The organism is Shewanella sp. SM68 (assembly GCF_025653925.1).
Classification (GTDB): domain Bacteria; phylum Pseudomonadota; class Gammaproteobacteria; order Enterobacterales; family Shewanellaceae; genus Shewanella; species Shewanella oncorhynchi.
Genome location: NZ_JAKKRU010000002.1, coordinates 110,789 through 123,177, shown reverse-complemented (window position 1 = coordinate 123,177; position 12,389 = coordinate 110,789). Strand labels below are relative to the sequence as shown.

Below are 12,389 nucleotides of genomic sequence, written 5' to 3'. Positions count from 1 at the left end.
GATTTATGCCCAAATATTAAAGTGTTTAAAGTTGAAGCAGCCTGCGGTGGTGTTTCACCAATTAGCTGCTTAATTGTCCTGTGTCGTACTTCGGAGTTGAATTCGGAATCAAGCAGTTGCTATAAAACAAAATGACTATGACCGTAAATAGCGTTACTATAATGAAAAGTAACACTTAATATGCACCGTAACTGCTAATGAGAGAGTAATTATGGATTCAATAACTGGAGAATATGGACAAATCAGAAAACCCTTAATTTACTATAAGGGAAATCTCGTAGCATTGAATATATCTGAAGAGTCTGAGTCATATTTTAGCGGTAACTTACCATTAATATCTAACTTTCCCGAGACAGCAAAGTTACATCTTTTGTTTACATTAAACAGAGATATATTAGATTTATTCGACAACATCCAGTTTTCTAGCATAGCATTAATTTATCCGTTTATGCATGATGGTGGTTCAATCAAATATCAAATAAGATATGACGGAAGTATCAAGATACAATCAGTCCATCCCCGAGAAGCTGAAAATGATTGGCCCTATGAAAATTACCCAACCTCCTTTTTAAAAGTGAAATTTGCACACGAACAAATCCTAAAAATGGATTTTAATGATTTCAAAAATCTACTTCCACAAGGCCAATTCACTAACAATAGTGAAGAAATAATAATAGTCATTCCTCCTCAAGCTGGTTATGAAGTTTCTCTTTGGGGCGATGATGGTGATGCAGAAAATGTTTTATGTGTTTTTAGAATCTGCCCTAAAACTGGTAATGTATATGCAGACAATCAATGCAGCTAACAAGAGCAGACCACGGACTTGCAAACCTATTAATTTAATTGTCCACTAAATAATAAAACTTGTACCAAATTTAAATATAGCCACTACTCCCTTCATGATAATGCCCAGAAGATCAGACGGGCATCCACAGTAATTGCGTGGTAGTTAATCTCCAGCTTTGCTTAAGCATTGAACAAGGAGGTTTGTATGCCGTGTCATTGAAATGATTGGACAGGCAGGAAATGTTATTGAGACACTCATTATTAAATTTTAGAAAGATGGAGTGTTAGTTCTTTTTTTAAATACGAATAAGTAACACTGAAACTTCAGGAGTTCATATTCCCTGCGAAGTTGTCTAAATACGGAGTAAAAATGCCGTGGCGACATCATGGATGATGGTGCAGGCTCGGGGGCACATGGATGTGCCATCTGAGCCATTAGGCAATTTTTGTTGGAGTATGAGACCTTGCTGTTATTAATGAATGAGCAATGCATGTAACTTCGCTAGGGTGAGTGCTGCGTAGCAGCGTTTCGAACGAGAGCCAAGGCTGGCAGTTAGACATGGAGGTTGTTCGTCAAGGGAGCATCTAAGGAGGATAGGACGAGCAGTCCTCCTTGGTCGATTTCTTAATAAAAAATCAGGGGAGAAGTCCTACGTCGTTGATTTTGATTTGGATTTAAAAATCCAAACGAAGTTTGGAAATGGGGTATGCGTGAGCCATCAATGATGATCAATGGCTCTTTTGAGAGGTTACTCTTCTGGAACAGTAAATGTGGCTTCGACTTTCTCTAATTCTTGCTCGGTTTTAAGCTGAAACGCTTGCTGCTTTTTAAGTTTGGCTTCTTCTTCAAGTGCAGCTTCTCTTTGTTTAAATTCGTGTCTCTCTGGTTTAGTTAGAAACTTAAACGCGAGCTTGTTGCCCAGTACGTAGGCGACCACGTCTTCACCTTTTGTGCGGCGTTCATCGACGCGTTGTGAAAAACGGGCGTTATCGCGGGCTTTACGTTCTTCGGCATTTAACTTACTCATAATCTGTTCTCCTCATTTAGTTAATCACGGTAGTGTTCCACTACGTTCAGTTAAACAAATGAGTTGTGTTGCACATTCATAAAGCTGATTGGGCGGGATTCTACCATAAGCGCTCACGAAAGCTGTGGGATTAAAATCTACCATTCCATCACCTGCGTTAACTTTGCGCACATAAGAAAGATGCGGCTAGAGTCACTTTTAAGATAAACCACGAACACCGAAGCGACAGCTTGCGTAAAAGCCGAAACAACATTGGTATTCAAAGGCAACTCTCAGTAAACTTTCGCTCCCATGTTTTGATCCGGTGCTGTGATGACCTTTCCCGAGCTTTCTTCTTCCCCTGAGTCGTTAACTTTTGCTGAGCTTGGCTTAAATTCGGCGTTACTTAAGGCCTTGCCTGCAACACTGGCGCATCCGACAAAGGTGCAGCAATTGGCGATTCCGGCCATTCTTGCGGGACGGGATTTGTTAGCCTTAGCACAAACCGGTAGCGGGAAAACCTTAGCTTTTGGTTTGCCACTTCTACAACAAATTTTGTTGCAACAGCAAACACAGTTACAGGGTGCTAAGTCTGTGCCGCCTCCAAATGCACTGGCGTTAGTGCTGGTGCCTACACGGGAATTAGCGCTGCAAGTGACTGAAGCGTTGCAAGCGGTGGCAAGTCAGTTATCGGCTTCGTTGATCATTCAGCTTCTGTGCGGTGGGGTCGCACTGGAAGACCAATTAGCCGAACTTGCAGCCAAGCCGCGGGTATTAGTGGCAACCCCTGGGCGTTTACTGGATTTATGCAAACAGTCCCACATCAGCCTCGATTCGATAAAACATCTTGTGCTGGATGAAGCTGACCGCCTGTTGGAAATGGGGTTTTGGCCCGATGTGCAAAAGCTGATGGCGTTTATGCCTAAGCTTAAGCAAATCTTGTTATTTTCTGCCACCTTGCCCGAGGCGTTGGATACATTAACCGAAAAGCTGCTGGTGAATGAGCCGCTACGGGTCGAAGCCCACAAAGTGAATTCTGTAGCTGGTGAAATCGAAGAACAGCTTTATTTAGTCAACAAGGGCAGTAAAGCACAGGCATTGATTGCGCTATTAAAACAATATCAATGGCCGCAGGTGCTGGTGTTTATCAGCGCCCGTGATGATGCCGATGCCGTCGCTAAACGGCTCGCCAAAGCGGGGATGAAAGTCGCCGCGCTGCACGGTGAAAAAGATCAAACCGTGCGCAGCCAAACCTTGGCCGACTTTAAAGCCAATCGCATTCAAGTATTAGTGGCGACAGACTTAATGGCGCGTGGCATTCATGTCGATGCTTTGCCAGTTGTTATCAATTTGGATTTGCCCATGAGTGCGCCTGTGTACGTGCACCGCATTGGCCGCACCGCCCGCGCTGGCGAAAAAGGGCTGGCGATTTCCCTCGTGTGCCACGGTGAAATGGCAACTTTAACGGCAATTCGCAGCTTAACCGCGCGGGAGTTACCGCTGGCATTATTGGCTGACTTTCCGGTAACGGATAAGCCGAGTGAAAAAATCACTGATGGCGCCACTGAGATCAAAGTTGAGCGTAAGCGACCACCACGGGATAAACAGGCGAATCGCCGTAGCATCAATAAGCACAGCGCCAAAGAGTTTAAAGGTAAGCGCTGAGCTTGAAGCTATTCATAGCGTTCAAGTTTGGCGTGCCATAATCACTAAACAGATAACAGAATAAAGCGCATTGGCCGCTGTTATCACTTTCGCTCTGGGTGTAACTTAGTGACTTATTTACATTAAGGAGCTAAGTCATGGGATCGACATTGGCGTTAAGCAAAGCACTTCATAAAGTGGTGAATAACGGTTTAACGACCGAGCACTTTGTACTTAGGCCATTCCAGCGAGCGGATCTTGAGGCTTTTACCGCCTATCGAGCCGACCCTAAGGTCGCCAAATATCAAAGCTGGACGGATTACAGCTATAGCGATGCACTCACGTTGTTCGAGAAGATGGATTATGCACAATTTGGTGCGGTTGGTACTTGGTTTCAGCTTGCAATTGTCACTGTCGCATCGGGAACTACACCAACCCAATTAGTTGGCGATCTGGCGCTGCAATTTATTGATGAGCAGCAGGTGGAAATTGGCTTTACGATTGCGCCTGAGCATCAAGGTAAACATATTGCTTTTGAGGCCGTCAGCGCATTGCTGGATTACCTCTTTATTGAATTGCATAAGCATAGAGTTATTGCCATCACCGATGCACAAAATCTTGCCTGCTGTCGCTTACTCGAAAAACTCCGCTTTAGGCGCGAAGCCCATTATGTGAAAAACATCTTCTTTAAAGGTGCGTGGGGCGATGAGTTCGTCTATGCCTTGTTAAAGGAGGAGTATTAATTCCTTTTAGGTGCAAAGTATCGCTAACGCGCGCCGCCAGTGTTTCTCTATTTGGCTTATCTTGTCTATCTCAGTAAAATCTTTCCATTAGTTGAGCCCGTGTTGGCTCAAAGATCTTCACGCCCGTCATGGGATTTAAGGAGTGCCACATGAAATCAATGCGTTTAGGCTTAGTGGGTATGGCGGTCGCGCTCGGATTATCGGCCTGTGCGACCACGCAATCGCCAACGGGGCGAGGGCAGACCTTGTTGTATTCAGCGGCGCAAATGCAGCAGATGGGCGATTCCTCCTTCGAGGAAATGAAAAAACAGCAAAAAGTGAGTAGTGATAAAAAGCTGACGCAATACGTCAATTGTGTCGCTAATCGTATTACTGCAGTGCTGCCGGACCAAACCCAACGCTGGGATGTGGTTTTGTTTGACTCAGAACAAGTCAACGCTTTTGCTCTGCCGGGTGGGCATATTGGGGTTTATACCGGATTGCTTAAGGTCGCTAAGGGACCTGATCAGCTTGCTACTGTGCTCGGTCACGAAGTCGCGCATGTGTTGGCGCAGCACGGTAACGAGCAGGTTTCCCGTGGACAGTTAACGGGCGTTGGAATCCAGATTGCCGATGCAGCGCTAGGGGCGAGTGGTGTGTCGAATCGCGACTTATATATGTCGGCATTGGGACTCGGTGCTCAGGTGGGGGTTATTCTGCCTTTTGGTCGCGCCCAAGAGAGCGAAGCCGATATTATGGGCGTAGAGCTAATGGCTCGAGCGGGTTTCAATCCGGCTCAGAGTGTTGAGTTATGGCAGAATATGTCGAAGGTGGGCGGTAGCCAAGGGCCGGAGTTATTATCGACCCATCCATCGAACAGTAATCGCATTGCTCAGCTACAACAATTGCAAGCACAGATGCAGCCACTTTATGCCAGTGCTAAAGCGCAGGTGAACAATCAATGTGTGGCGCCGAAATAAGCTGAAGTCTATTTAAGATCTAAGTGCCCGTTTAGTGAGTGTTCGCTGTCGTTTGTGGAGAGATATGTGTCCTTAACCTATTTATGCTTTTGGATAAATACGCAATAAGTGTGTAAAAAAGCCTCCTTAGTTAAATAAGCAGTCAGTTTACCAGCATAGCTCGCTGAACTATGGTAAACTGGCGCGCAAAATTCCACTGATAATTGAGAGTCGTTAATTATGTCTGATAAATTCAGTACTGTTGAACAGCAAGCAAGCTACGGTGTAGGCCGTCAAATGGGTGAGCAACTGGCCGCCAATTCTTTTGATGGCGTGGATATTCCAGCCGTTCAAGCGGGTTTAGCCGATGCGTTTGCCGGTTTAGAAAGTGCTGTGTCTATGCAAGATCTGCAAGTTGCTTTCACTGAAATTAGCGGTCGTATTCAAGCTGCTCAAGAGCAAGCTGCTGCTGCTGCGTCTGCTGAAGGCGATGCCTTCTTAGCTGAAAATGCTAAGCGTGATGGCGTGACTGTGACTGACTCTGGTCTGCAGTTCGAAGTATTAGTCCAAGGTGACGGTGCTACTCCAACTTACGAAGATACTGTTCGTACTCACTACCATGGTTCTTTCATCAATGGTGATGTGTTCGACAGCTCTGTAGTTCGTGGCCAACCTGCTGAGTTCCCAGTTTCTGGCGTTATCGCTGGCTGGACTGAAGCACTGCAACTGATGCCAGTAGGCACTAAGTTGAAATTATTTGTGCCACATCACTTAGCTTATGGTGAGCGCGGCGCGGGGGCATCGATTCCTCCTTATTCAACTTTGGTATTCGAAGTTGAATTATTAGATATCATCTAATATTGAAAAACGCCTAAGCCTGTCTTAGGCGTTTTCTTATGGAATACAAAGAAAGATTGAGGAGATTGAAATGAGTGGACAAGTGAGAGTGGCAATCGTCGGTGCCGGTGGTCGTATGGGACGCACTCTTATTGAAGCGGCCCACAATCACGACCATATTTTACTGGGTGCCGCCATTGAGCGTGCAGGCTCAAGTTTAGTGGGTGTGGATGCGGGTGAGTTAGCTGGTGTGGGTAAATTAAACGTCATGATCATGGATTCGCTCGATTATGCGACCGATGATTTTGATGTGTTGATCGATTTCACCGCGCCAGACGCCAGTATTGTCCATTTAGATTGGTGTGTTCGCCATAAGAAAGCCATGGTGATTGGCACAACGGGTTTCAATCATGCTCAAAAAGAACAGATCAATGCCTTTGCCGAGCAAACACCGGTCGTGATGGCGCCGAATATGTCTGTGGGTGTCAATTTGATGTGGAAATTACTCGAACTGGCTGCCGAAGTCATGGGTGATTACACGGATATCGAAATTATCGAAGGCCACCACAGACACAAAAAAGATGCGCCGTCGGGCACAGCCCTGAAAATGGGTGAAGTGATTGCTAAGACCTTAGGTCGCGATCTTGAAAAATGTGCCGTATATGGCCGTGAAGGGATCACGGGTGAACGTGACCGTGAAACTATCGGTTTTGCGACTATTCGTGCTGGTGATCTCGTTGGTGAACATACGGCCATGTTTGCCGATATCGGTGAGCGTTTAGAGATCACCCATAAAGCTTCGAGTCGTATGACCTTTGCTAATGGTGCTATGCGTGCCGCTCACTGGCTCGTGGAGCAAAAGCCGGGCTTGTATGATATGCAGCAGGTTTTAGGTTTGCATTAATATTAAAAACGCCGATATGGCGTTTTTTTTTGCACCCAGTTACCAGTGGGTGGACGGTTTCGCGTTTTTACTGTAAACTCGCTGGAATTTGTCAAAATTTCGTAAATTAGCGGAAATTGGTATCTTAACATAACATAAAAACATTATATTTCAGTGGCTTGGCTCTTTATGGAGGTCGCGTTGACAAAGTCTGCCTTACTCGTACTCGAAGATGGAACTGTATTCTCTGGCACAGCAATTGGTGCCGATGGTCTCTCTGTTGGTGAAGTTGTTTTTAACACTTCCATGACAGGATACCAAGAAATTTTAACTGATCCATCCTACTCACGCCAGATTGTAACATTAACCTACCCACACATAGGCAACACTGGTACCAATGATGAAGATATTGAATCCGATGGGGTTCACGCTTGTGGTCTTATCATTCGTGATCTTCCGCTCATCGCAAGTAGTTTCCGTAATCAACAAAGCTTAAGTGATTATCTCAAAGCGAACAATGTCGTTGGCATAGCAGATATCGATACCCGCAAGTTAACTCGTATTCTCCGTGAAAAAGGTGCTCAAGCCGGTTGTATTATGGCAGGTGCAGACTTAGACGAAGCAAAAGCGCTCGCCGCTGCCAAAGCTTTCCCCGGTTTAAAAGGCATGGATCTGGCTAAAGAAGTCACGACCAAAACTGCCTATCCATGGCGTAAAGGTAGCTGGCGTTTAGTGGGCGGCTTACCAGAAGATACGCCAGCAAATGAGCTTAAATACAAAGTAGTAGCCTACGACTACGGCGTTAAGCAAAACATTCTGCGCATGTTAGTGGACCGCGGTTGTGACGTCACCGTAGTGCCTGCTAAAACTTCAGCTGCCGAAGTGTTAGCGATGAATCCCGATGGTGTATTCCTTTCGAACGGCCCTGGCGATCCAGAGCCATGCGATTACGCGATTGAAGCGATTCAACAAATTCTGAAAACCGACACGCCGATTTTCGGTATCTGTTTAGGTCATCAGCTACTCGCGCTGGCCTCAGGTGCAAAAACCTTGAAGATGAAGTTTGGTCACCACGGTGCAAACCACCCAGTGAGCAATATCGAGAAAGGCAACGTGATGATCACCAGCCAAAACCACGGTTTTGCTGCCGATGAAACGACCTTACCCGCCAACATTAAGGTGACGCATAAGTCGCTGTTTGATGGTTCACTCCAAGGTATCCATCTCACGGACAAGCCCGCGTTCAGCTTCCAAGGTCACCCTGAAGCGAGCCCTGGCCCGAACGATGCCGCCCCGCTGTTCGATCACTTTATCGAGCTAATCGACATATACCGTCAGAACGCCAAGTAGTACGCTAGCTAGGAGAAGAGAGAAGCAATGCCAAAACGTACAGATATAAAGAGTATTCTTATCCTAGGCGCCGGCCCAATCGTGATTGGTCAGGCATGTGAATTTGACTATTCTGGCGCACAAGCGTGTAAAGCGCTGCGTGAAGAAGGCTACCGTGTCATTCTGGTGAACTCTAACCCTGCCACCATTATGACTGATCCAGAAATGGCCGATGCCACTTATATCGAGCCGATTCACTGGGAAGTGGTCCGTAACATTATTGCTAAAGAACGCCCAGATGCGATTCTGCCAACCATGGGCGGCCAAACCGCACTGAACTGCGCATTAGAACTTGAAGCCAAAGGCGTACTGAAAGAATTTAACGTCGAGATGATTGGCGCGACTGCCGATGCTATCGATAAAGCTGAAGACCGTAGCCGCTTTGATAAAGCGATGAAAAGTATTGGTCTTGATTGTCCGCGCGCGGGCATTGCCCACAATATGGACGAAGCTTATGGCGTACTTGATCAAGTGGGTTTCCCTTGCATTATCCGCCCATCCTTTACTATGGGTGGCTCAGGCGGCGGTATCGCTTACAACAGGGAAGAGTTCGAAGAGATCTGTTCACAGGGCTTAGAGTTATCGCCAACGAGTGAACTACTGATCGACGAATCACTGATCGGTTGGAAAGAATACGAGATGGAAGTGGTCCGTGACCGCAACGATAACTGCATTATCGTCTGCGCCATCGAAAACTTCGATCCTATGGGCGTGCACACGGGCGACTCTATTACAGTTGCACCCGCGCAAACCCTGACTGATAAAGAATACCAAATCATGCGTAACGCCTCTATGGCCGTACTGCGTGAGATTGGTGTTGAGACTGGCGGTTCGAACGTACAGTTTGGTATCAACCCGAAAGATGGCCGTATGGTTATCATCGAGATGAACCCACGTGTATCGCGCTCTTCAGCATTGGCATCAAAGGCAACGGGTTTCCCGATTGCGAAAATCGCCGCTAAGTTAGCGGTTGGTTTCACCCTTGATGAGCTGATGAACGACATCACTGGCGGTCGCACGCCAGCGTCATTCGAGCCTGCTATCGATTACGTTGTGACTAAAGTGCCACGCTTTAACTTTGAAAAGTTTGCCGGCGCCAATGATCGCTTAACCACACAGATGAAATCTGTGGGTGAAGTGATGGCGATTGGCCGTACTTTCCAAGAGTCACTGCAAAAAGCATTACGTGGTTTAGAGGTTAGCCGTAACGGTTTAGACCCTATCACTGACATGTCTAAGCCTGAGGCGATGGCGCGTATTCGCCTTGAGCTGAAAGAGCCTGGTTGCGACCGTATTTGGTACATAGCCGATGCGATGCGTGCGGGGCTGAGCTTAGATGAAATCTTTAAGCTGACCAATATCGACCCTTGGTTCCTCGTACAAATCGAAGAGCTGATCAAGCTTGAAGGTGTGGTTGCTGAAGTTGGGCTGGCTGGTCTGGATCATGACTTACTGCGCAAACTGAAACGTAAAGGTTTTGCCGATGCGCGTTTGGCCGATGTATTAGGCGTGAACGAAGCCGAAGTGCGTAAGCTGCGTGATAAGTTCGACCTGCACCCAGTCTACAAACGTGTGGATACCTGTGCGGCTGAGTTTGCAACAGACACAGCTTACATGTACTCAACGTACGAAGAAGAATGTGAAGCTAACCCATCGACCCGTGACAAAATCATGGTGTTAGGTGGCGGGCCAAACCGTATCGGTCAAGGTATTGAGTTCGATTATTGCTGTGTGCACGCGGCGTTAGCGCTACGTGAAGACGGTTATGAAACCATCATGGTGAACTGTAACCCTGAAACCGTTTCAACCGACTACGACACTTCAGACCGTCTGTACTTCGAACCTGTCACACTGGAAGATGTATTAGAAATCGTCCGTATTGAGAAGCCAAAGGGCGTTATCGTGCAGTACGGTGGTCAAACGCCATTGAAATTGGCCCGTGCCTTAGAAGCCGCTGGCGTACCTGTAATTGGTACTAGCCCAGATGCCATCGACCGCGCTGAAGACCGTGAGCGTTTCCAGCAAGCGATTCAACGCTTAGAGATGAAGCAGCCTGAAAACGATACCGTGACTACGGTTGAGGGTGCTGTGATTGCCGCTGAGCGTATCGGTTATCCGTTAGTTGTGCGCCCATCCTATGTACTGGGCGGCCGCGCGATGGAAATCGTCTATGATAAGCAAGATTTGCTGCGTTACTTCAACGAAGCCGTGAGCGTATCGAACGCGTCGCCAGTACTGCTTGATCGTTTCTTAGATGATGCGATTGAAGTGGATATTGATGCAGTATGTGACGGCGAAATCGTGGTGATTGGCGCGATTATGGAGCATATCGAACAAGCGGGGGTTCACTCAGGTGACTCAGGTTGTTCGCTGCCGCCATACACGCTAAGCCAAGAAATCCAAGATCGCATGCGCGTTCAAGTCGGCAAGTTGGCGATGGAACTCGGTGTTGTCGGCCTGATGAACGTACAGTTCGCCGTGAAAGATAACGAAATCTATATGATTGAAGTTAACCCACGTGCTGCCCGTACTGTGCCATTCGTGTCCAAAGCGACCGGTGTGCCTTTAGCTAAGATTGCCGCGCGTGTGATGGCGGGTCAAAGCTTAACGTCGCAAAACTTCACTAAAGAAGTGATCCCACCTTTCTACTCAGTGAAAGAAGTGGTGTTGCCCTTTAATAAGTTCCCAGGTGTTGACCCACTGTTAGGCCCAGAAATGCGCTCTACCGGTGAAGTTATGGGCGTGGGCGATACGTTCGCCGAAGCCTATGCTAAGGCGCAGTTAGGGGCCACTTCTGAGGTGCCTAAGTCGGGCCGTGCATTATTGTCTGTGCGTAACAGCGATAAGAAACGCGTTGCCGATTTAGCGGCTAAGTTAATTGAGCTCGGTTACCAAATCGATGCGACTCATGGTACTGCGGTTATCCTAGGCGAAGCGGGTATCAACCCACGTTTAGTGAACAAGGTACACGAAGGGCGTCCACACATTCTCGATCGCATCAAGAATGGTGAATACACTTATATCGTGAACACTACCGAAGGTCGCCAAGCGATTGAAGATTCTCGTCAATTGCGCCGCGGTGCACTGCGTTACAAAGTTAACTACACGACGACCATGAATGCTGCATTCGCCACGTGTATGGCCCATGCCGCCGATGATCGTACTAACGTGACTTCAGTACAAGAACTGCATCTGCGCGTACTGGCTAAATAAGCCACAGCGTTAATGCCGTTAATTAGAGGGCCGCATAACTTAGGTTATGCGGCCTTATTATTTAGGCCTGTGTCTATTCTATTGAATTATTGGGTCTATTTTATTTAGCCTGTTTTATTGAGTTGTGCCGTTTGATTTGAGTATGACTTAACTCATTTTATTGCCCATTTAGGTTGCCTGAAAACTATGTCTGCTCCTGCCGATAGCCTTGCCAAAGTTGATACTTTTATTGCGCCGCCTTGCCTCGGGCAAATACGTGTGCTCTATCAAGATAACGATATTCTATTGATTGATAAGCCGAGCGGATTATTGAGTCTGTCGGGGAAGAATCCGCTGAATCTCGACTCAGTGCATTATCGTTTAGTGCAGGATTTCCCGACGGCCACTTTGTTGCACAGACTCGATTTTGGCACTTCGGGCATCATGCTGGTGGCGCTGAATAAAAGCGTGAATGGTTTGCTGACAAAGCAGTTTCAGGCGCGCACGGTTGAAAAGCGTTATACCGCCTTGCTCCACGGGCATTTAGCCGCTGACAGCGGAGTGATTAATCTGCCGATCGCTAAAGATAGTGACCATTTTCCACTACAAAAGATTTGCCATAGCACAGGCAAAGTTGCGATCAGTGAATATCAGGTGCTGGAACGATTAACCGAACCTTTCGCCACGCGGGTCGAATTTACCCCTGTTTCTGGTCGCACTCATCAACTGCGGATCCACAGTCAGCAATTGGGTCACTCAATACTGGGGTGCGATCTCTACGGCGGCGTGGGTAAGTGCGTGACTGATAAGGCTGATGCAGATGAAGCTGATATCACTAATACGACGAGCAGCAGATTAATGCTGCATGCGACCCGCTTAGCGTTTAATCATCCTATCACGGGTGAGCGTATCGACTGGGTTTGTGAGTGTCCTTTTTAAGCGCTTTTAAAAGAGCAATAGAGTTTAGCTC

General features: G+C 47.2%; 10 protein-coding genes. 9 read left to right on the top strand and 1 reads right to left on the bottom strand.

Annotated elements, in window-relative coordinates; translation table 11 throughout:
• Positions 1 to 211: 211 nt before the first annotated feature.
• On the top strand, positions 212 to 805 hold the full coding sequence (locus tag L5M40_RS03670) for a hypothetical protein (protein WP_263256255.1): 594 nt from the start codon (positions 212 to 214) through the stop codon (positions 803 to 805).
• Between the two features lie 730 nt (positions 806 to 1,535).
• Here L5M40_RS03670 and L5M40_RS03665 read toward each other — a convergent pair.
• Entirely contained in the window at positions 1,536 to 1,814 is a 279-nt protein-coding gene (locus L5M40_RS03665) for a DNA polymerase III subunit epsilon (RefSeq protein ID WP_219251164.1), read from the bottom strand.
• A 312-nt stretch (positions 1,815 to 2,126) separates the two neighbouring features.
• On the opposite strand from L5M40_RS03665, the gene L5M40_RS03660 reads away from it, so the two are divergent.
• The 8 genes from L5M40_RS03660 to L5M40_RS03625 all read left to right on the top strand — a co-directional run bounded on the left by L5M40_RS03660 (position 2,127) and on the right by L5M40_RS03625 (position 12,358).
• Complete coding sequence (locus L5M40_RS03660; protein ID WP_219251165.1) at positions 2,127 to 3,458, top strand: DEAD/DEAH box helicase; 1,332 nt, start codon at positions 2,127 to 2,129, stop codon at positions 3,456 to 3,458.
• A gap of 137 nt (positions 3,459 to 3,595) precedes the next feature.
• Positions 3,596 to 4,180 (top strand): GNAT family N-acetyltransferase, encoded by a 585-nt coding sequence (locus tag L5M40_RS03655; RefSeq protein ID WP_219251166.1) that lies wholly within the window; start codon positions 3,596 to 3,598, stop codon positions 4,178 to 4,180.
• Positions 4,181 to 4,329: 149 nt separating this feature from the next.
• Complete coding sequence (locus L5M40_RS03650) at positions 4,330 to 5,139, top strand: M48 family metallopeptidase (RefSeq protein ID WP_263256253.1); 810 nt, start codon at positions 4,330 to 4,332, stop codon at positions 5,137 to 5,139.
• 219 nt (positions 5,140 to 5,358) lie between these two features.
• Entirely contained in the window at positions 5,359 to 5,976 is a 618-nt protein-coding gene (locus tag L5M40_RS03645) for an FKBP-type peptidyl-prolyl cis-trans isomerase (protein ID WP_006083907.1), read from the top strand.
• A gap of 70 nt (positions 5,977 to 6,046) precedes the next feature.
• Positions 6,047 to 6,859, top strand: a complete 813-nt coding sequence (gene dapB / locus L5M40_RS03640) for a 4-hydroxy-tetrahydrodipicolinate reductase (protein WP_263256250.1) — start codon at positions 6,047 to 6,049, stop codon at positions 6,857 to 6,859.
• Between the two features lie 168 nt (positions 6,860 to 7,027).
• Positions 7,028 to 8,188 (top strand): glutamine-hydrolyzing carbamoyl-phosphate synthase small subunit, encoded by a 1,161-nt coding sequence (carA, locus tag L5M40_RS03635; protein ID WP_113941188.1) that lies wholly within the window; start codon positions 7,028 to 7,030, stop codon positions 8,186 to 8,188.
• A gap of 27 nt (positions 8,189 to 8,215) precedes the next feature.
• Complete coding sequence (gene carB, locus L5M40_RS03630; RefSeq protein ID WP_263256249.1) at positions 8,216 to 11,440, top strand: carbamoyl-phosphate synthase large subunit; 3,225 nt, start codon at positions 8,216 to 8,218, stop codon at positions 11,438 to 11,440.
• Positions 11,441 to 11,626: 186 nt separating this feature from the next.
• Positions 11,627 to 12,358, top strand: coding sequence for an RluA family pseudouridine synthase (locus L5M40_RS03625; protein WP_263256248.1), 732 nt, complete (start codon positions 11,627 to 11,629; stop codon positions 12,356 to 12,358).
• Positions 12,359 to 12,389: the final 31 nt, after the last annotated feature.

Excerpts from the sequence above, each read along its gene's own strand:
- L5M40_RS03670 (WP_263256255.1), top strand. The coding sequence starts at position 212 with ATGGATTCAATAACTGGAGAATATGGACAAATCAGAAAACCCTTAATT.
- L5M40_RS03665 (WP_219251164.1), bottom strand. The coding sequence starts at position 1,814 with ATGAGTAAGTTAAATGCCGAAGAACGTAAAGCCCGCGATAACGCCCGT.
- L5M40_RS03660 (WP_219251165.1), top strand. The coding sequence starts at position 2,127 with ATGACCTTTCCCGAGCTTTCTTCTTCCCCTGAGTCGTTAACTTTTGCT.
- L5M40_RS03655 (WP_219251166.1), top strand. The coding sequence starts at position 3,596 with ATGGGATCGACATTGGCGTTAAGCAAAGCACTTCATAAAGTGGTGAAT.
- L5M40_RS03650 (WP_263256253.1), top strand. The coding sequence starts at position 4,330 with ATGAAATCAATGCGTTTAGGCTTAGTGGGTATGGCGGTCGCGCTCGGA.
- L5M40_RS03645 (WP_006083907.1), top strand. The coding sequence starts at position 5,359 with ATGTCTGATAAATTCAGTACTGTTGAACAGCAAGCAAGCTACGGTGTA.
- dapB (WP_263256250.1), top strand. The coding sequence starts at position 6,047 with ATGAGTGGACAAGTGAGAGTGGCAATCGTCGGTGCCGGTGGTCGTATG.
- carA (WP_113941188.1), top strand. The coding sequence starts at position 7,028 with ATGGAGGTCGCGTTGACAAAGTCTGCCTTACTCGTACTCGAAGATGGA.
- carB (WP_263256249.1), top strand. The coding sequence starts at position 8,216 with ATGCCAAAACGTACAGATATAAAGAGTATTCTTATCCTAGGCGCCGGC.
- L5M40_RS03625 (WP_263256248.1), top strand. The coding sequence starts at position 11,627 with ATGTCTGCTCCTGCCGATAGCCTTGCCAAAGTTGATACTTTTATTGCG.